Raw genomic sequence first — 17946 nt, forward strand, 5'->3', positions numbered from 1 at the left:
GCCGGGCGCTCCCTCCCCGGGAGACGGTGTTGATCTACACCGGACGCAGCGCAGCTGGGAGACACCATGAGCAGGGCAGCCTTGACCGCGGGCCAGGAAGTGACCGTCAGGCTGGTGAAATCGGGCGACACCAAGCTGCGCTACCCAGCGGTTGTCGCCGGGGACGACGGTACGCATGCCGTCGTGCGCGCCCCGTGGGGAAGGACGACGGTCCGGGACTTCGGGTTCGTCCGGTTCGAGCCGGGTGATGTGTTCACCGAGCACTACTGGCGCGACCGCTGGTACGCCGTCAAGGAGGTACGGGCGGCCGACGGCACCCTCAAAGGCTGGTACTGCGACGCCGCCCGTCCCGCAGAGATCCGGCCGGACAGCATCGTCATCGTGGACCTGGAGCTCGACCTGTGGCTCTCGGCCGATGGAGCCACCATCCTGCGCCTGGACGAGGAGGAGTTCGCGGAGAGCGGCCTCGAGGGCGACGATCCGGCTGCGGCGTCCATGGCCCGGCGGGCGATGGACGAGCTTGAGGCCCTTGCCCGTGCGGGAGGCTTTGCGGATCTGCTCGGCTGATCACGCGGGGAAGAACGCGGGCCCTGGCTCCCTGCTGAGACTCATGACAGGCTCCGGGACACAGAACAGGCCGTGCTTGTCCTACCGTTCCAGCCGTTCGGTCTGTTGGGGCAGTTGGAGCGGTGGGGCTGTCAGCGCTGTTGGGGCCGTTCAGACTTTCGGGCTTTCGGAGGGAGCACGCGTGGCACAGAAAGAGCATGCGGCAGACAATCCGCGGTCGGCGCGCGAGGGTGTCGGCCGCCGCCGGGTACTCGCCTACATCCTGGCCGCGCCGACCCTCGCCGTCGGCGTACGTGTCGGTCTGGACGCGGTCGACGGACCGGTGGCCGAGGCGGCGGTGCCGTCCCCGCCGCAGCCCGAGGAACTCTTCGACCTGGGGGATATGCAGAATCTGGCGGCGGCCCCGACCTCGGGCCTGATCACCGTACGGGTGCACTCCGACGGCACCGCGTCATTGGCGGTGCCCCGGGCGGAGGTCGGCCAGGGCATGACCACGGCCGTCGCCATGATGGTTGCGGAGGAGTTGGATCTGCCGTTGGACCAGGTGCGGGTCTCGCTCGCCGACGCACGGCCGGAGTTGCTGATGAATCAGCTCACCGGCGGCTCCAACTCGATGCGCAGCATCTACCTTCCCGTACGCACCGCGGCAGCCGCCGCCCGGCAGCGGCTCATCGCAACAGCCGCCCATCAATGGCGTGTTGAGCCCTCGGAGCTGACCACCCGGGACGGCGTCGTCGCGCACGGGTCGGGCCGGAGCGCCTCCTACGGGTCGCTCGCCGAAGCGGCGGCCGGCACAGCGGTGCTGCCGGTCGCCGTCCAGCTCAAGGATCGATCCGATTTCACGGTCCTGGGCACCTCCCGCAACCGGATCGATGCGCTCGCCGCCGTCACCGGCCGGAAGAAGTTCGGCATGGACCACCAGGTCCCCGGCGCCAAGCCGGCCATGGTGCGCCGACCGCCGACCGTCAACGGCACGGTGGAGGCCGTCCACAACGCCGACGCCGTACGGCGGATGCCAGGCATCACCGACGTCGCGACGATCCGGCACGGGGTGGCCGTGCGCGGCGAGACGTTCGGGCAGTGCATCGATGCGCTGCGGGCCCTGGAGGTGACCTGGGGTCCCGGCACCGTGGACGGGGAGTCGGACGGCACCGTCCTGCGCAGGCTCAAGTCGGCGGCGCTTCCCATGGTCGTACCGCCGCTGCTCACCAAGAAGATCGACGCGGAGTTCACCTTCGCGTTCGCGAGCAACAGCCCGCTGGAGCCGGACAACGCGATAGCCGACGTCCGCGCCGACCGCGCGGAGATCTGGGCCAGTCTGAAGGTGCCGATCGTCGCCCAGCGCGAGATCGCCAACCGCCTCGGTCTGCCGCAGAAGGCGGTGACGGTGCATGTGGTGGAGGGCGGCGGCTCGTTCGGACGGCATCTGTTCCATGACGTGGCCGCCGAGGCGGCGGAGATCTCACAGAAGATGGGCAAGCCGGTCAAGCTGTCGTGGTCCCGTACGGACAACTTCCGCCAGGGCCGTACGCACCCGATGTGCCTCTCGCGTGTGCGCGCCACCTACGCGCTCGGGCAGGTCCTCAGCTACGGGCAACGCCACACCAGTGCCCAGACCGACTTCGGACACGGCCTCGGCGAGATGATCACCTCGACGGCGGCGAAGCTGCCTGTCGTGGGCAATCCGACCTTCGCCGAGACGATCTTCCAGCTGACGCAGTCCACGCCCTACGACTTCGGTGTCACCACTCAGCTGCTCAACGAGGTGCCGCTGAAGTTCAACACGGGCAGCATGCGCAACATCTACTCGCCGAACGTGGCGTGCGCGCGGGAGCTGATGGTTGATCAGCTGGCTGACCGGATGGGCAAGGACCCCGTCGCGTTCCGCCGTGAGTTCCTCAAGGACAGGCGCCTGCGGGCCGTGCTGGACAAGGCGGTTGAGGTGGGTGAGTGGGGCAGGTCGCTGCCCGCTGGGGTGGCCCAGGGCATCGGGCTGCACGCCGAGTACCGGGGCGCGGTCGCCACGCTGGTCGAGATCGACTGCCGGCCGGAGACGGTGAACCGGAAGGTCAGGGACGGCGTGACCGGTCCACGGGTCACGAAGGCGCTGATGGTGGTCGACGCCGGGTTCCCGATCAACCCCCGTGGTCTGGAGGCACAGATGATGGGCTGCTTCAACGACGGGCTCGCCCTGGCACTCACCTCCAGTCTGCACATCAAGGACGGCATCCCGCTGGAGGGCAGCTGGGACAACTACTTCTACACCCGGCAGTGGAACACCCCGCCCGACCTGCGGGTCGTCGTCATGCCGAGCACCAGCGACAAACCGTCCGGGGCCGGTGAACTGGGCGTCGCGCCCGCCTTCGCCGCCATCGCCTGCGCCTACGCGCGCGCCACCGGCAGGCTGCCGACCAGCTTCCCGATCAATCACGGCACCCTCGCCTTCGAGCCGCTGCCGCTCGAACCGTCCACCCCCCAGTCCCCCACCGACGGCCTCGACCGCGCCTTCTGATCGCCTTTGAGGAGTACGACATCCATGCCCAGCCACACCTTCAAGCTGAACGGCAAGCGGATCACCGTCGAGGCCGAGGACAACGTGCGCCTGCTGTGGGTCCTGCGTGACCTGCTCGGCGTGACGGGACCCAAGTACGGCTGCGGTCTCGGCGTATGCCAGGCCTGCACCTCACACATCAACGGCAAGGCGTTCAACCCCTGTTCGGTGCCTGTGTCGAAGGTCGTTCCGGACGACGAGATCACCACGATCGAGGGCCTGCCCGCGACCGTCGGCAAGGACCTGCACCCGATGCAGGAGGCCTGGCTGGAGCTGGACGTCGCCCAGTGCGGCTACTGCCAGCCGGGCCAGATCATGACCGCGGTCGCCAAGGTACGGCAGGCGTCCGCCGAGGGCCGCGAGATCGAGGACGCCGACCTTGACGAGATCCGCAACATCTGCCGCTGCGGCACCTACACCCGTATCCGCGAGGCCATCAAGGCCGGCGCGAAGAACATGTGACCCGCTCCCCCAGACTGGAAACCCGGAACGGCTATGCACACTCAGCGCCTGCAGCTCCTGTCCTTCCCCGAAGCCGCGACCCCGCCCGAGCTCCGCACACAGGTGCTGGACCTCCACGAGGAGGCATGGCCCACGGCCGGGCCCGGGTCCGGCGCATCGGCGCGCGACGACGCCCGGACCAGCCACGACCCCGCACTGCACCCCCTGTCGATGCTGCTGGTGGACGACGGCACGGTGCTGGCAGCCCTGGACATCCTCGCCAAGCCGATCGTGCACGCCGGCCGGAGCTACCGGGCCGGCGGACTGAGCACCGTGGTGACGCGACGGGCCGTCCGCGGCCGGGGGCACGGCCGTCGCCTGGTGACCGCCGCTCACCACGCGATGGCCTCATCGGACCTGGGCCTTCACCTCGACCTGGGCCTGTTCACCTGCGACCGTCCCCTCCAGAGCTTCTACGAGAGCGCAGGGTGGCATCCCCTTCCCGGAACGGTGCTGGTCGGAGGAACACCGCAGGCTCCCTTCCCCAGCGACCGGCCCGGTTTCGACAAGGTCACCATGGCGGACTTCTTCTCCCCCGCGGCCCGGCAGACCCGCGACGCCTTCCTGCACACCCGCCTCGAGCTGTACCCCGGCGAGATCGACAAACTCTGGTAGCAGCCGGGAGGCATGACTGGCGGGAGACTGTCCATCCGCCGCATGTCTGCGGCACACCCTCCTGAGGGAGGGCTGTCCCTCCGCCCTTGGAAGTAGGGCGAGTTGGTCATTGCGGACGATGCCTTGCCGGATGTCGACCTCGATCGTGGAGGGAAACCAGCTCGTTCCCGGCATTCGGCAATGGCACAAGTGACCCGTCGCGGCTTACTCGCGGGCGCAGCGGCTCTGGGCGGGGCGGCCGCGGGGCTGACCACGGAGGCGTCGCGGCGACGCCGGCGGTGGCCGCCTCGCCCCCGCCGGCTGCTGGACTCCACGGGGCCGGAGGCACAGCGGCTGATCGACGACTACGTAGCCGCGGTCAACCACGGTGTCGGCGCACGGCCCACCCGCGGGCACGAGGTCACGCCTTGGCTGGAGTCTGCCGCGCGGGTAACAGGAGTCCGAGCCGGCACCGTTCAAGTGCAAGGCCGCCTATCTGCGCCAACGCCTCACCGGTCGTCAGGTCCGGGTCGAGTACGAGCAGTTGGCGAGGAAGGCGGGAGGAGAGCTCAAGGGCTCGCTCTGGCTGGTCTCGTACGGCGGGAAGGTCAAGTCGGTCCCGGCGGACGCGACGGCCGTCGCCCAGCGGGACCCGATCCTCAAGGCGGTCTACCTGACGGGCTGGAAAGCGCAGACAGACCCCGGACCGCGTCTTGCCTGGATTCGTGACTTCTATCGGGCCATGTACGCGGACAGCGGCGGCGTGCCCGTGCCGGGCGCGGTCAGCGACGGCTCCTTCATCAATTACCCGGACACCGATCTCGCCGACCCCGCGCTCAACCACATCCGGAACCCCGTGGCACACCCTCTACTACAAGGACAACTACGCGCGACTGCAACGGATCAAGGCCCGCTGGGATCCGCGCGACGAGTTCCGCCACGCCCTGTCCATCCGCCCGCCGAAGTGAGGCGACGGACAGGGACAGCGCCGGGTGGCGGTCCGGCAGTTCACCGAAGGTGACGTCACCCCGGGGCGGGCAGGGCCCAGGCTCGCGGCCGTCCGGCCGCTTTCGTGGTCAGCGCCGGCCGTCCGCCGACAAGCTCGGGCCACTCCGCCCCACCACTCCCCGAAGTGGTGGGGCGGAGAGCAACCGCTCAGTTCCTGGCCATGGGGCCGGACGCGGCCCCGCCCCCGTCGCCGTTCCGCCAGTCGGACCCGCCGGAGCCCAGTCCCGTGTCCCCACCTGCGTTACTCCAGTCACGCCCGCCAGCGGCGCCCCCGCCCATCTCCCCACCTCCGCCGCTCCCCTCAGGCCCACCGGAGCCCGGCCCCGACGCCCCGCCTCCATTGCTCCAGTCACGCTCGCCCGAACCCCCCATTTCCCCGCCTCCACCACTCCCGTCACGTTCACCGGGGCCCCCACCGGCCTCCCTGCCCCCGCCACTTCCTTCATTCCCACCCGGGCCCCCACCGGCCTCCCTGCCTCCACCGCTCCCGTCATGTCCACCGGGGCCCCCACCCGCGTCCCCGCCTCTGCCGTACCCCTCGCTCCCACTGGAGCCCGAGGAACCGGCCTGGTCGCCGTCGTCGGCAGCTGCCGTCCCCGCAGTACCCAGAACGGCAACAACAGCCAAGGCAGCGGCAGTCAAAGTGGTACGTACTCGCATGGCGGTCTCCCATCAATAGGTGTGGAAATATTCCTTGCCTACCGATTTGACTTCCACGCCGTCAGTGCCGACATGCACACGGACGGGTGCCTGGGGCTGCTGCCGGCGGAGACCGGTGGACACCGCGAGGTCCACACGCTTGGCAGCTCACCTCATACGCCGAAATGGCCGTACGGACCTCGCCCGCGCGTGTTGTCCTGTCAGCTATCGCACTGACGCCGTGGGATTCTCGCCGTGCTGCGCTTGTTCCATGCGCTTGACGACCATCTTCGTGAGCGACAGCAGCGCCGGGGGCATCGATCTCGAATCCGTCGATCGCGTCGCCAGGAGGATTCTTTCCGACCTCGTCGACGGTCCCCTTTCCCTTGAACGCAGCCGCCGCCTTCTTCATGTCGGGGAAGGAGATCATTCGGACGGCGAGTTCTTGATTGTCAGAATTCGAGAACGCGGATTGCCCGACGGCAACGGCCTGTGCACACCACTCACTTGGCCACTCTTCGGACAGGCATATCTCGGTGTCCGACGCTTCCCACGCCTTGCGCATACGTGAATCTGCCACATCCGGATAGACGCTGAATTGATCGGGCAAGGCTGCCTTCAGCAGCTGCGTGTCCAATATGGCCGCCGGCGAGGCAGTTAGCGCAGGCTTCGGCCCCTTCCCCGCCTTCCGTGGCGTCCGGCGCCCCGCAGGCAGAGCTCAGCCCCAGGACGCCGGCCAGAGCCGAGCCCACCACCACAGCCCGCACCCGGTTCGACTGACGGCTCTTCACCTTCGCGCGGCCCCCTGTCTGGGCATGAGCATGATCCCTTCCCGATATGGCGCCACCGGGAGGCCGGCTCTCTACGCCCGAAGCAACCAACGTCAGCCCCCTCCCCCAGACCTCACCTCCGTATCAGGCGGCGCGGGGCGCGCGGCGCCTGGAAACGACCAGGATGGCCATATCGTCCTCGCGATCACCCTCGGTCCAGCGGCCGACATCTTTGGTGAGGGCATCCACCAGTGCATCGGGGTCCTTGAACTGCCTGCGCATGCGCCCCGAAGCGACCGGATCGTAGAAGATCCCCCGCTTGTCCCGCGCCTCGGTGACACCGTCAGTCACCAGCAGCAGCGAGGCCCCCGGGGGCAGCCGCACCACATCGACAGGCACGGGGCCGGCAGGGGCCACATCGCCCAGCCCCACTCCGAGGGGCAGCTGTGGGCTGGTCGGGTCGAGCCGTACGCACTGTCCGTCGTGCACCAGGTACGGGGGCGGATGCCCGCAGTTCACCAGGCGCAGCACCTCGCCGTCGGCGGCCGCCTCGGCCAGCACGGCGGTGGCGAAGCCCTCCGTGGAGATCACCGGGTCGCTCCGGTCCGCCGCCCTGGCCATCGCCTCGTCCATCCGCTGCGCCAGCGTGACCAGGGTGGGGGCGTACTCGGCCTCCTGGCGGAACGCTCCGATCGCGACCGACACGGCGGCGACAGCCGCCATGCCTTTGCCCCGCACATCCCCGATGATCATCCGCACCCCGAACGGTGTCTCCTGCACCGCGAAGAAATCACCGCCGATCTGCGCCTCGGCCTGCGCCGCCGTATACCCGGCAGCCACGGTCAGCGGCCCGACCTCCCTCGGCGGGTCCGGGAGCACCGCGCGCTGGACCGCCTCCGCGACATCCCTGGCCAACGCCAGGTCGTGTCCTTGCCGCACAATGAGGCGGTTGACCGCGAGAGCCAGCACGCCGATCACGCCGACCACGGCCAGATCGACGAACAAGGGCGTCGCCGGACGTCGGCGTTCGATGTCCACCGCGACCGAGACCACACACGTGACACACACGACGGCGAGCGCGGAGCGAAAGGAGAGCGTGGCACCGGCGACAAGCGGTGCGGCGGCCAGCAGCGGAAGTCCCGTGTACGGCTGGGGCGCGAAAAGGTCCAGCAGGACGCCGACCACGAGGGCCAGCGCTGCGAGCATCCACGGCACCCGCGCCAGCGTGGGTTGCAGGACTTTCACAGTGCATCTCCTGCTGCCGGGCCACGCCCGCGGCCCGGCAGGAACGAAGCCACCGCACGGTTTGGCCTACCGCACCTGTGAGTACTTCCAATGGCTTCACATATACGCCTTGTGCGCCGGATACGCTCGTTCCAGACGCCCTCCCGCACCTACCCAAGGGCGTTTGACCTGCGCTTCTTCCCGATATCTGCCAGTCATCAGACGTCGCCCGGCCAGGCTGCCCGGCTCCGCACGATGGGTGAGTCACCGGTCACGTGATGCATTCCGAGCGGCAATGACCGGCCGCGCGAGCCGGGTGACGGTCCCGGAACCGGCAGCACGACCGTGGTGACGGACAGCGTCCATCCCGTGGGGCATCGTCACGACGCCCCTCACCCCATCAGCGCATGGGGAGAAGTCGGCACGCCCACCGGTGACCAGGCCCGCACCGCCCGGCTCCGCGAGCGCCTGTTCGCGTCCGGCTCACGGCGTGTCTGGAGTCTCCTGCCAGGTTCGTTCGTCGGCGTGGTCTTCCAGGGCGGCCATGCGGGCCTTGTACTCGGCCTGCGGGATCTGCCCGAGAACCGCCAGGCGTTCCAGTTCGACGGCTTCGGTCTCATGGGCGATCTTGCGGCTCAGTTCCACTTGCTCTCTGCTGAACTTGACGGCCTTGGCGCGCTGTATCGAGCGGCGTCGCTCTATCTCCTCGGCAATCGCCTGTCCGGTCAGTTCGAAGTAATCGTCGTGCCTGCCTGACCACATCGCGCCCCCCTTGTTTTCCGCTCATAGCAGCAGAAGCCGGATTCAGGGTATCCGGATCCGGCTCCCGGATCCCGGCTTGCCGTGCCTGTGGGATCGTGAACGGCTGGTAGCCGATGGTGATGTGACTGCCTGTGTGCCGGTCGCATGACTCTGCCGCAGCCGTTGGGTGCTCCGAAGGCCAATACTGCGAAGCAGGCTGCCTTGGTCCGCCCGTTGCCCGATGATGGACTCCTCATCTTTCTCCATCACCGGGGGGCAACGTGGAGGCGGCGGAGCTTTCGGCCAAAGCGGTGGAGGTTCTCACGGCGGTGGCCACGGGCGCGGCAACCCGCTTCGGGGAAGGAGCCGGGACGGCCGTCAGCGACCTCGTGCGCGCTCGGCTCGGCGGGACGGAGCGGGGCCGCGCGGCGCTCGAGCGGCTCGATGCCGACAGGAACGGCCCGGCCGCGCAGTCGGAGGCGGAGGCCGTGCTGCGCGAAGAGCTCGAGACGGACCCCGAGTTACGGCGACAGCTCGCGGTCCATCTGTCCGCGCCCTCGACGCACATCATCGACAGCATGGTGATCAGCGGCAGCCGGATGTCGCACAACACCATTTCGCTCGGCCCGCTGACCGTCAACAACACGCCCGGAAACCGGGTCTCCCTGCTCCTGGCGGCCATCCTGCTGCTGGTCGTCCTTGCGCTCGGCCTGTACGGCGGAGTGCAGATCATCACGTCCGACGACACCCCGAGCCCGCAGCCCACCCCGTCGCAGCGCAGCAGCACCAGGGCCCTGTCGGCGGCGGAGACCCTGAAGACCCTGCCCACCCTCGACAGCATGCCGCGGGGCTGGAGATCCGCCGGCGGCCCCGGGGTGTCCAAGGCCGAACGCGCCGGTGCGTGCCACAGCGGACGAGCCGAATACCGCAACCCGGCCACAAACGTCCACGCCGAGTTCTCGGTCTACGCGTGCACGTCACCCCGCCAGGCCTCCGCCGGCTTCCGGGAGCTCGTCCGCGAACAGTACGGCTACAGCAGGACGACGAGGATCCCCCTGCCCCGCATGGGCGAGGAAAGCACCGCCCTCACGTACTACAAGTCCGAGGAGAACAACACGCACGCCAACGCCGTCGTCCGCGCGGGGAGCGTGGTCGTCTGGCTGCGGTACGGGACAGTGGACGACGAGCCGGATTACGAGGCCCAGCTCCAGCAGCTCACCAGCATGGCCGTCGGCCGGATCCAGCGCGTGGTGGCCACGGGAGATACGGGCGGCAGCTGAGCCGCAGACGTAAGGCGCCGGCGACGACGTTCAGAGGGTGTCCAGCCAGGCAGTCAGACGGTCTCCTTCCCGAACCATGATCTCCGGGTCCCGCAGCGCGTTGGCCAGCAGCGACATCCCCTGGTACGCACCCACCAGAGTCAGCGCGAGCCCGTCGGGGTCGGGCAGGCCCATCTCGCGGAACTGGCGTTCCGCCCACTCCAGCAGCAGGCGGATGACGTTGCCCGCTTCCGCGTCCAGCCCGCCCTCCGGGCGCTTGTCCAGCTCGGCGGCGAGCGTCCCGGTGGGGCAGCCGTAGCGTGCCGCGAGGTCGCGCTGCCCCACCCAGCCCTGGACCAGGCTCTTGAGGCGCTCGCGCGGGTCCGGCAGCCGGTCCAGCTTGCCTGTGATGGCCTCCAGTTGGCGGGCGTGTTCCGCGAGCGCCGCCGCGACCAGCTCGTCCTTGGTCTTGAAGTAGTAGTAGACGTTGCCCACCTGGACATCGGCTGCGCGCGCGATGTCGGCGATGGTGGTGCGTTCGACGCCCTGCTGGTGCACCACCTGCGCGGCGGCGGCCATCAGACGCTGCCGCTTGGCTCCGGCATTCTTCGCTCTCGCACTCTGTGAGTTGGTCACCCGACTCACCATAAGCCGCGAGGTGTGCTAGCTTCCATCTTAGTCAGCCAACTAACTAACTGGTGGGGGCACATCATGATCGTCGTAACGGGCGCTACCGGCAACGTCGGCCGGACCCTGGTACAGCTGCTGGCCGCGACGGGCGAACAGGTCACCGCCGTGGCCCGCCGCATCACCGAGGCCGACGTCCCTCCGGGCGTACGCGTGGTCGCCGCCGATCTGGGCGACGTCGGGAGCCTGCGTCCCGCCCTGGAGGGCGCCAAGGCGGTGTTCCTCCTGGTGGCCGGCGAGGATCCGCAGGGCATCGCGGGGGCGGCCAAGGCTGCGGGCGTCCGCAGGCTCGTCCTGCTGTCCAGCCAGGGCGCCGGGACCCGGCCCCAGACATACGAGCACGCCGGCCGGTTCGAGGCGGCGGTGCGGGCATCGGGACTGGAGTGGACGGTCCTGCGCTCCGGCGGGCTGGCATCCAACGCCTTCGCCTGGGCCGAACCGGTTCGCCTCCGCCGCACCGCCGCCGCACCCTTCGGCGATGTCGGCCTGCCCTTCGTCGACCCGGACGACGTCGCCGCCGTCGGTGCCGCCGTCCTGCGCGAGGACGGGCATGACGGCGCGACCTACACCCTGACCGGACCTGCGCCAGTCACCCCGCGCGCACGTGCCGCGGCACTCGCCAAGGCGCTCGGCGAGCCGGTCCACTTCGTGGAGCAGACCCGCGAGGCGGCCCAGGCGCAGATGGCGCAGTTCATGCCGCTGCCGGTCGTCGAGGGCACGTTGGCGATCCTGGGCGAGCCCACGCCGGACGAGCAGCGCGTCAGCCCCGATGCCGAGCGGATCCTGGGGCGCGCCCCGCACTCCTTCGACGAGTGGGCCGCGCGCAACGCCGCCGCCTTCCGCTGAGCTCGGTCCCTCGCAGACACCCTGCCAAGCAGCCCTTGAAGGGGACAGAGTGGTGCGATCTTCGTCGCACCGCCTCATCCGGCGCAGCACTGCCGCGGTAGCTTGGCCTGCGTGCGCCCAACTCGCCGTGTTGAAGCCGTAGCCGGCCACCGCGGGCACGTACAGCCCTGCGCACCACCAAGGGCCGGCCGGCGCACACACGGGTATCCCGCACACCTCTCGCCCCGTCGCGAAGACCGACTTTCACCCAGCCGCACAGAAACGAGAAAGCAATGGATTTCCCTGCCTTAGCGGCACGCAACGCCGTCACGCTCGCCCTTGCGGAGGACGGATCCCACGACGACGTCACCACCCGCTGGAGTGTGCCCGCGGGGCTGCAATCACAGGCTGAGATCACCGCCAAGCAGCCGGGAGTGATCGGCGGACTGCCGGTCGTTTCCGAGGTGTTCCGCCAGCTCGACCCCGAAGTTGTGGTGGACGCACTGGTAACGGAAGGGACGCTCGTCCAACCCGGCCAGGCACTGCTCCGCCTCACCGGCAACGCGCGCAGTCTGATCACCGGGGAACGCACCGCGCTGAACTTCCTGCAACGCCTGTGCGGGATAGCCACTTTGACGAAGCAGTATGTGGACATGGTCTCCGACCTGGGCGTCAAAGTTCTCGACACCCGCAAGACGGCACCCGGGCTGCGCGCCCTGGACAAGTACGCGGTTGCCGCCGGGGGCGGCAGCAGCCACCGGCTCGATCTGTCGGCCATGGTGCTGCTCAAGGAGAACCACATCGCAGCGTCCGGCGGCATCACCCCGGCGATCGAGGCGGTGCGCGCCGGAATGGCCGCCGAGGGCCGCGACCTGCTCATCGATGTCGAGGTGGAGACCGTGGCAGAAGCGGTGGAAGCACTGCATGCGCGGGTGCCGTGGATCATGCTGGACGATATGACGGTGGCCGACATCAGGCAGGTCGTCCACGCCCGGGAGGAGATCGCCGCTGGTCACGGCGTCGTACTGGAAGCCTCCGGAGGAATCACTCCAGAGCGGCTGCGGCCGATCGCCGAGGCCGGAGTGGACATGGTCTCCGTAGGGGCCCTGACACACAGCGCCCCGGGGCTGGACCTGAGCATGCTGCTGACCGGGACGGCCCGCGCGTGACCGACCGCTCTCCCGCCGAGTCCGGCCCCGCGCCGGCAGCGGATATCACCCTCGACGGCACCGGACTGCTCTGCGTTGCGCTGCTCTTGCGGCTCCGGGCCGCGATCGCCCACGCCGGGCCGGGCACCGTCGTCCATGTCATCGCGACCGATCCGGCCGCTCCGCTCGACCTGCCCGCCTGGTGCCATATGACCGGTCATCACTATCTCGGCCCGGTCCTGGACGACGGGGACAGGAGCGTTGACGACAAGGACCGGGGCGTTTACGCACTCAGGCTCTCCGCCGAGGCACGTCCCACGCGTCCCGATGCGCCGTGGCACTCAGTCCCCTCGAGCGCTGACACAGACACGTGATGGCTCGTTCCCCTGGGGTGCGGATCGAGGTATGGCTGCCAGGAGCCGGCCCGGTCCTGCCCTGAGCGTATGTGATCCAGATCATCCGCTTACGACGGATGAATCGGCTCTTAGTTCCTGATGTCCATGACACGATCTTGCGCATCATTACCTGGCGGTAATGAAACCCGCCGGGGCACCGACTCTCTCGGTCGCCCCGGCCTACCCCCACCTCACCTCTCCAGGACCAACCTTGCGCAGATCCCTCAGGATTGCTCCTTTACTGGCCATCACCGCCGTGTCGTCCCTGCTTGTCGCAGGGTGCTCGGCAACGGAGTCCGGCGCGCCCGACAACGGCAAGGAAGCGGCGGTCGCCGCCGACTCCACGGCGTCGCCGAAGCTGACCGTCCGGGGCACCGACAACGGTAAGAGCGGCGGTACCCCGAGTGCCGTGGCACGGCCGGGCGGCGGCCACAAGGGACGGCTTGCCGAGAAGTCCGCACTCAAGGTCGCGTCCTACGACCGGAACAGCGGACGGGCCGTCATCACCGCCCCGGCGGTGCGGCCTTCGCCGAGCACACCGGGTGTCCCGTCGAAGCCGCCGTCGTCCGGCAGCCCGTCCGCCACACCCTCCGCAACGTCCTCCGCATCGTCCTCCGCATCGCCGTCTGCATCGGCCTCCGCAACGCCGTCCGCATCGGCGTCCTCATCCCCGTCCTCATCGTCGTCCGCAACGGTGTCCGCCGACCCGTCCAAGGGCGCGCCGTCGCCCCAGTCGGACGTGGCCGTCGGCGACGTCATCGCCAGCGCCCCCGCGCCGGGCGCGCCCCAGGGCGTCCTCGCCAAGGTCACCCAGGTCGTCGCCAAGACCGACCGAGGCACCGAGGTCAAGACCGCCCCGGCCACCCTCGACGCACTGCTCGGCGGCTCCACGGCGCACGGCACGGTGCCCGTCGATCCGGCCTCCGTCAAGGTCGAGCCCATCGCCCCCAAGGTCAAGGTCTCCTGGGCCAGGACCGGGGGCCTCCACTTCGGCCCCAAGGGTGCTCAGCTGCCCCTCGGCCGCCTGCGTCTGGACGTCGGCGCCTCGCTGCCCACACCCCCCGGCGGACCCGCCTCCGCCGAGGCGTCGGCCACCGGCTACGTCCAGCTCGCCCCCGAGGTCGACTTCTCCTACGAGGGCGGCAGGAGCGGCGGCGTGGGCGGCGCCTCGCTGACCCTGTCCGGCAACTGGTCCTCCCAGTGGGAGCTCAAGGGCCGGGCGGCCGTCTCCACCGAGGCCAAGCCGCTGCGCTTGCCCTTCGCCAAGCTGCACGCCGACCCCGTCATCCAGGTCGGGCCGGTGCCGGTCGTGGTCAACCTCGACCTCACCTGCTATCTCCAGGTCGACGCCGACGGCAAGGCCAGCGTCGACGTCAAGCAGGACCTCAAGGGCAACTTCGCCGTCGGCGGCACCTACCAGCACGCCAAGGGCTGGTCCCCGGTCGCCAAGGCCGCCATGCACAGCACGCCGGTGCGGGCCACCGCGGCCGCCGCCGGCAACGTCAAGGCCGCCATCGGTGCCGAAGCCAGCCTCGGCCTCTACGGCAGTGTCGGCGTGACCGCCGACGTCGCCCCCTACCTGCGCGTCGAAGGCGCCGGCAGCGCCTCCGCCGCCACGGACGGCAGTGCCTCGGCCACCGGCAGCTGGGCGGCATTCGGCGGCGTCGACCTCTCAGGTGCGCTCCGTGCACACCTGGACATCTTCGGCACACCCGTGTTCGACCGCCGGATCCCCCTGGGCACGCTGCACCGCGAGTGGAAGCTGGGCAGCGGCAAGGGAACGGTGAGCCGCGCCCCCACGGGAACCCGGCACTGAAATCGCCTGCCCGGTATCCAACTCGCTGATCACGTCTACGACTTGATCCTTCTTTGACCGAGCGCTTCAGTCGGTGGCTTTCACCGACTGAAGCGCTCCTTGCGTTGCGGTGGCGGGTGTCCGGCTCTAAGGCGAATGGCCGATGCCCCCTTCGGCCGGGGCGGTGATGCGGCATGCACGGCGCGGTACGTCGTGCAATAACGGCACCATGACAAAGACTCCCACGGCCACCGCCGCGGAAATCAAGATCAGCTTTGCCGGGGACGAGGCCCGGAACGCGGCCCGTGCGCTCGAGCTCGAAGGCGGCGAGGGCCGCAGCCGCACCATCCACTTCTGGGACAGCCCGAAGAAGGGCGGCGACGGGGTCTCCCTGCCCCTCCTCGACCGCGGGGTCATCCTCCGCCTGCGTCTGGACGACGAGGATCGCGGGTCCAAGCGCGAAGCGGAGATGACCGTCAAGCTGCGGCCGTGCCCCCCACTGCCGTCCGACTGGCAGGAGAACCTCAAGAACGAGGAGGAGGACTGGGAGTTCACGATCGAGGAGGACCGGACCGGCCCCGCCTTCACGCCGGTGCTGTCCGCCTCGCTGCAGGCCGACCGGAAGGTCAAGGCAGAACTCGTCGAGTCGGCGCTCGGCCCCGAGCACGGAGCGCTGGACCACCTCCTCGCCAAGCCGCACCGCGATCTCCTGAAGGACGCCGTCGGGTTGAAGAAGGGCGACCTCTCGGATCTGCGGGCGCTCGGCCCCGTCCACGCCGTCAAGTGGAAGCAGGACTGGGACGCGCTGGCCCTTCCCGTGGCCATCGAGGAGTGGACCACCAAGGACCTGCGCTTCCTCGAGGTCTCGGTGCGGGTGAGCACGGCCGACGCGGCCGAGACCCAGAAACAGCTCGGACGGGCGCTGCGAAACCGCAACGTCGAACCGCCGCAGTCCGGTGAGTCCAAGACCCAGGCCGTGCTGACCGCCCTCGCCCGCGGCCTTGAGCGCTGACGAGGCCGCGCCGGGTTCCCGTTCCCCACGCGCCCCAACGTCCCCGGACGTCGGGGCGCCGGGCGGTTCCGTCAGTGCGCACCCCGACAGGCCCTGGCACTAGCTCCAGTCGATGTCGGACTGGAACTCCAGCGGAGACCGCTCTTCCAGGGTCTCCGGCACGACGAACGTGTCCGCCTTGGTCATGGCGGCGGGGAAGCGCAGATGGGTCCGCGTCTGGATCTCGGACAGCTTGACCTGGAACACGCGGAACTCGTTCAGGTCGAGCAGTTCGGCCACGTCGATGTTCTGCGTCAGCAGGAACGCCTTGCACTTGAGCGTGCCGCCCTCGGAGAAGACGAGCACCTTCCAGAACTCGCGCGGGAGCCTGACGCCCCGGAAGAGGCGGTCGTCCTCGTGGAAGATCGGCCCGCCGAACACGTTGATCTTGAGGTCGTCGACGTCGACATCCTCGAAGACCGCGTCCTCGAGCCGTCCCCAGATGCCGTTGCGCGCGCTCTGGTTGAAGTCGTCCATCTGCGGCGTGATGTTGGTGTAGAAGAACGAGTCCTTGTTGGCCTTCTTCGCCTCGGGCAGCGTGCCCCAGATCAGATCGGCGCGGCGCGCGATGTGGCCCCGGTCTAGCCGGTTCTTCGGGCCCTTGTACAGCTCGTTGCTGACCTGGGCGCCGGCCGGGAGGCGCTTGTCCTTGACGAAATCGAGCCCCTTCCGACCGAGTTTCTTGAGCGTGCCGCCGTCGATGTTCCAGGCCACCCAGAAGGCGAACCGCCGCGAAGCGCTCAGGGCCAGCGAGAAGTGCGTGTAGGGGATCACCTCGGACCCGTTGAGCTGGACGGCGTCGTCCTTTATCGACGGGGTGAGCTTCGGGGTGGCTATCGGTACCGCGAGGAAGCCCGGGTCGTACCCGCTCACGGCCTCCATCGATTCGGGGTCCGGCTGCGCGAGGGTGATCTTCAGTTCGTCGAAGACCGCCTGGGGGAAGCAGGCCAGGGCCCGGTCCTCGGGGTCCGCGTCCCCCTCGCCGCCGAAGTGCAGACCGGCCATGACGTCCCTGGGCTTGCCGGTGCCGGTCGTGAACATCCAGACGGATCCGGAGTCGCCGGGCAGGCTGATCTCGTCGTTGTCCGCCGGATGCTTGGGGTCGGGGCCTATCTCGAAGCATTCGATCTCGCGTATGCCGATATCCGTGCCGTAGTTGATGCTCACCTTGACGAAGGGCCGGTGCACCACCCCGTGCGTGACGCCGGTGGTGCGCCCGCTCTTGACGACCTTGTCGCCGATCTGCGGCTCGCCCAGCATCGCCGGCGCGACACCGAGGTCGAGGATGTCCATGGCGAAGTCACGGTCCGTGATGGTCGATACGGCGCAGTCGCCGACCGTGCCGAGGTGGGCGCGTCTGAGCGTGCCGAGACGGTTCTGCTCGATACGGCTGTCGTCGGCCTTCCCGGGCTGCACGACCTTGTCACCGAGTTCGCCCTTCCGGCCGTTCAGCACGTGCCAGTTGCTCAGCAGGCAGGGGGCGCCGTCGTTTCTGTCGAAGACGATGCAGCCGAGGGTGCCGGCGGACACCTTGACGTTGCCGACACTCACACCGGGACGGACCGGGTTGACCCGCTTCTGCCGCTCCGGCGTCTCGGGCTCGTCCACCAGGAGGAAGTGCGGCTTGTAGCTGCGCGGAATGACATCGGTCGGCACCTCGACGCCGCCGCCTATGTCGATGAACGCGGGAATCTCGACGGTCTCCAGGCCATCCATCTCCTCCGGCCGGACCTTCTTGTCGACCGTGAACTGAAGGGCCAGTTCCTTGCTCGGTGCCCCGTTCTTCTCCTTGTACCCGATACCGATGGAGGACACGTTCGGGTCGCTGAGATAACCCGATCCCTGGGTCCGGATGAACTGCTTGAGGTCGCTGATCAGCTTGTCGTCGCCCCCGGCCGCGGTGGAGGGCTTGCGCTGGGCGGACGCACGCTTCTTGGCAGCCATCGATGGCTCCCTTCACGCATGGGGTTCCGGCGTGGGAAGCCGTGCCGAAGTGATATGAGCCCAGCGGTAGCTGAAAGCGAAGCAAACGGCCTGGGCCTCCCGCTCCGTCGTGCACTTCCAGCGTACGGCGGGGGTACTGCGCCAGCGCGGCGAGCCGGTGCGGTGCGGTTGCCTGGCCCGGTGACCTGCTCCGGTGACCTGCTCCGGTGGCGCAGAAAGGGTGCCCCGGCCCTCGAATCCCTGCGAT

Annotated in this window: 18 protein-coding genes; 12 read left to right on the forward strand and 6 right to left on the reverse strand. The window is 69.2% G+C overall.

The genetic code is table 11. The annotated features are described in order from the left end of the window. Positions 1-66: 66 nt before the first annotated feature. The 4 genes from ADL29_RS38650 (at position 67) to ADL29_RS38665 (ending at position 4234) form a co-directional block, all read left to right on the forward strand. The gene (locus ADL29_RS38650) at positions 67-567 is read left to right on the forward strand and encodes a ribonuclease FAU-1 family protein (protein WP_053928150.1); all 501 of its coding nucleotides are present in this window, start codon (positions 67-69) and stop codon (positions 565-567) included. 181 nt (positions 568-748) lie between these two features. Then, positions 749-3079, forward strand: a complete 2331-nt coding sequence (locus ADL29_RS38655) for a molybdopterin cofactor-binding domain-containing protein (RefSeq protein ID WP_053928151.1) — start codon at positions 749-751, stop codon at positions 3077-3079. Positions 3080-3103: 24 nt separating this feature from the next. Next, positions 3104-3580, forward strand: coding sequence for a (2Fe-2S)-binding protein (locus ADL29_RS38660; protein WP_053928152.1), 477 nt, complete (start codon positions 3104-3106; stop codon positions 3578-3580). A 33-nt stretch (positions 3581-3613) separates the two neighbouring features. Continuing rightward, positions 3614-4234, forward strand: a complete 621-nt coding sequence (locus ADL29_RS38665; RefSeq protein WP_245689808.1) for a GNAT family N-acetyltransferase — start codon at positions 3614-3616, stop codon at positions 4232-4234. Between the two features lie 498 nt (positions 4235-4732). Here ADL29_RS38665 and ADL29_RS45855 read toward each other — a convergent pair whose 3' ends face one another. Further along, positions 4733-4876, reverse strand: a complete 144-nt coding sequence (locus tag ADL29_RS45855; protein ID WP_245689809.1) for a hypothetical protein — start codon at positions 4874-4876, stop codon at positions 4733-4735. A 62-nt stretch (positions 4877-4938) separates the two neighbouring features. Between ADL29_RS45855 and ADL29_RS45860 the strand changes: the two genes are divergently transcribed. Both ADL29_RS45860 and ADL29_RS43890 read left to right on the forward strand, forming a co-directional pair. Continuing rightward, positions 4939-5181, forward strand: a complete 243-nt coding sequence (locus tag ADL29_RS45860; RefSeq protein ID WP_245689810.1) for a BBE domain-containing protein — start codon at positions 4939-4941, stop codon at positions 5179-5181. 950 nt (positions 5182-6131) lie between these two features. Further along, a complete protein-coding gene (locus ADL29_RS43890; RefSeq protein ID WP_157878685.1) occupies positions 6132-6431 on the forward strand; it encodes a hypothetical protein in 300 nt (99 codons plus the stop codon). 343 nt (positions 6432-6774) lie between these two features. Here ADL29_RS43890 and ADL29_RS38670 read toward each other — a convergent pair whose 3' ends face one another. Next, complete coding sequence (locus ADL29_RS38670) at positions 6775-7875, reverse strand: PP2C family protein-serine/threonine phosphatase (RefSeq protein ID WP_245689811.1); 1101 nt, start codon at positions 7873-7875, stop codon at positions 6775-6777. Between the two features lie 462 nt (positions 7876-8337). Further along, a complete protein-coding gene (locus tag ADL29_RS38675; RefSeq protein ID WP_053928153.1) occupies positions 8338-8616 on the reverse strand; it encodes a hypothetical protein in 279 nt (92 codons plus the stop codon). A 290-nt stretch (positions 8617-8906) separates the two neighbouring features. Between ADL29_RS38675 and ADL29_RS38680 the strand changes: the two genes are divergently transcribed. After that, entirely contained in the window at positions 8907-9875 is a 969-nt protein-coding gene (locus ADL29_RS38680; RefSeq protein WP_157878686.1) for a hypothetical protein, read from the forward strand. A gap of 30 nt (positions 9876-9905) precedes the next feature. Here ADL29_RS38680 and ADL29_RS38685 read toward each other — a convergent pair whose 3' ends face one another. Continuing rightward, positions 9906-10502, reverse strand: a complete 597-nt coding sequence (locus tag ADL29_RS38685) for a TetR/AcrR family transcriptional regulator (protein ID WP_483855171.1) — start codon at positions 10500-10502, stop codon at positions 9906-9908. Between the two features lie 63 nt (positions 10503-10565). Here ADL29_RS38685 and ADL29_RS38690 point away from each other — a divergent pair, with 63 nt between their 5' ends. From ADL29_RS38690 to ADL29_RS38700, 3 genes are all read left to right on the forward strand, one after another. After that, positions 10566-11387, forward strand: coding sequence for an SDR family oxidoreductase (locus ADL29_RS38690; protein ID WP_053928156.1), 822 nt, complete (start codon positions 10566-10568; stop codon positions 11385-11387). A 272-nt stretch (positions 11388-11659) separates the two neighbouring features. Beyond that, entirely contained in the window at positions 11660-12535 is an 876-nt protein-coding gene (gene nadC / locus ADL29_RS38695; RefSeq protein ID WP_053928157.1) for a carboxylating nicotinate-nucleotide diphosphorylase, read from the forward strand. Further along, complete coding sequence (locus ADL29_RS38700; RefSeq protein WP_053928158.1) at positions 12532-12888, forward strand: sulfurtransferase TusA family protein; 357 nt, start codon at positions 12532-12534, stop codon at positions 12886-12888. Before nadC ends, ADL29_RS38700 begins: the two co-directional genes overlap by 4 nt. A 495-nt stretch (positions 12889-13383) precedes the next feature. On the opposite strand, the gene ADL29_RS46420 is transcribed toward ADL29_RS38700, so the two are convergent. After that, positions 13384-13668: a hypothetical protein gene (locus ADL29_RS46420; protein WP_169795294.1), complete on the reverse strand. Its 285-nt coding sequence runs from the start codon at positions 13666-13668 to the stop codon at positions 13384-13386. Between ADL29_RS46420 and ADL29_RS38705 the strand changes: the two genes are divergently transcribed. Beyond that, complete coding sequence (locus tag ADL29_RS38705) at positions 13649-14725, forward strand: hypothetical protein (protein WP_342671194.1); 1077 nt, start codon at positions 13649-13651, stop codon at positions 14723-14725. The genes ADL29_RS46420 and ADL29_RS38705 overlap by 20 nt on opposite strands. A gap of 208 nt (positions 14726-14933) precedes the next feature. Next, the gene (locus tag ADL29_RS38710; RefSeq protein ID WP_053928160.1) at positions 14934-15716 is read left to right on the forward strand and encodes a hypothetical protein; all 783 of its coding nucleotides are present in this window, start codon (positions 14934-14936) and stop codon (positions 15714-15716) included. Positions 15717-15815: 99 nt separating this feature from the next. On the opposite strand, the gene ADL29_RS38715 is transcribed toward ADL29_RS38710, so the two are convergent. Beyond that, complete coding sequence (locus ADL29_RS38715; RefSeq protein ID WP_053928161.1) at positions 15816-17699, reverse strand: DNA/RNA non-specific endonuclease; 1884 nt, start codon at positions 17697-17699, stop codon at positions 15816-15818. Between the last annotated feature and the right edge of the window lie 247 nt (positions 17700-17946).

This window comes from Streptomyces chattanoogensis, assembly GCF_001294335.1.
GTDB classification, from domain to species: Bacteria; Actinomycetota; Actinomycetes; order Streptomycetales; family Streptomycetaceae; genus Streptomyces; species Streptomyces chattanoogensis.

Coding starts and splice junctions, on each gene's coding strand:
- ADL29_RS43890 (WP_157878685.1), top strand. CDS start 6,132: ATGCGCTTGACGACCATCTTCGTGAGCGACAGCAGCGCCGGGGGCATC.
- ADL29_RS38650 (WP_053928150.1), top strand. CDS start 67: ATGAGCAGGGCAGCCTTGACCGCGGGCCAGGAAGTGACCGTCAGGCTG.
- ADL29_RS38685 (WP_483855171.1), bottom strand. CDS start 10,502: ATGGTGAGTCGGGTGACCAACTCACAGAGTGCGAGAGCGAAGAATGCC.
- ADL29_RS38715 (WP_053928161.1), bottom strand. CDS start 17,699: ATGGCTGCCAAGAAGCGTGCGTCCGCCCAGCGCAAGCCCTCCACCGCG.
- ADL29_RS38660 (WP_053928152.1), top strand. CDS start 3,104: ATGCCCAGCCACACCTTCAAGCTGAACGGCAAGCGGATCACCGTCGAG.
- ADL29_RS38710 (WP_053928160.1), top strand. CDS start 14,934: ATGACAAAGACTCCCACGGCCACCGCCGCGGAAATCAAGATCAGCTTT.
- ADL29_RS38675 (WP_053928153.1), bottom strand. CDS start 8,616: ATGTGGTCAGGCAGGCACGACGATTACTTCGAACTGACCGGACAGGCG.
- ADL29_RS46420 (WP_169795294.1), bottom strand. CDS start 13,668: ATGACGTCGCCGACGGCCACGTCCGACTGGGGCGACGGCGCGCCCTTG.
- ADL29_RS38690 (WP_053928156.1), top strand. CDS start 10,566: ATGATCGTCGTAACGGGCGCTACCGGCAACGTCGGCCGGACCCTGGTA.
- ADL29_RS38665 (WP_245689808.1), top strand. CDS start 3,614: ATGCACACTCAGCGCCTGCAGCTCCTGTCCTTCCCCGAAGCCGCGACC.
- nadC (WP_053928157.1), top strand. CDS start 11,660: ATGGATTTCCCTGCCTTAGCGGCACGCAACGCCGTCACGCTCGCCCTT.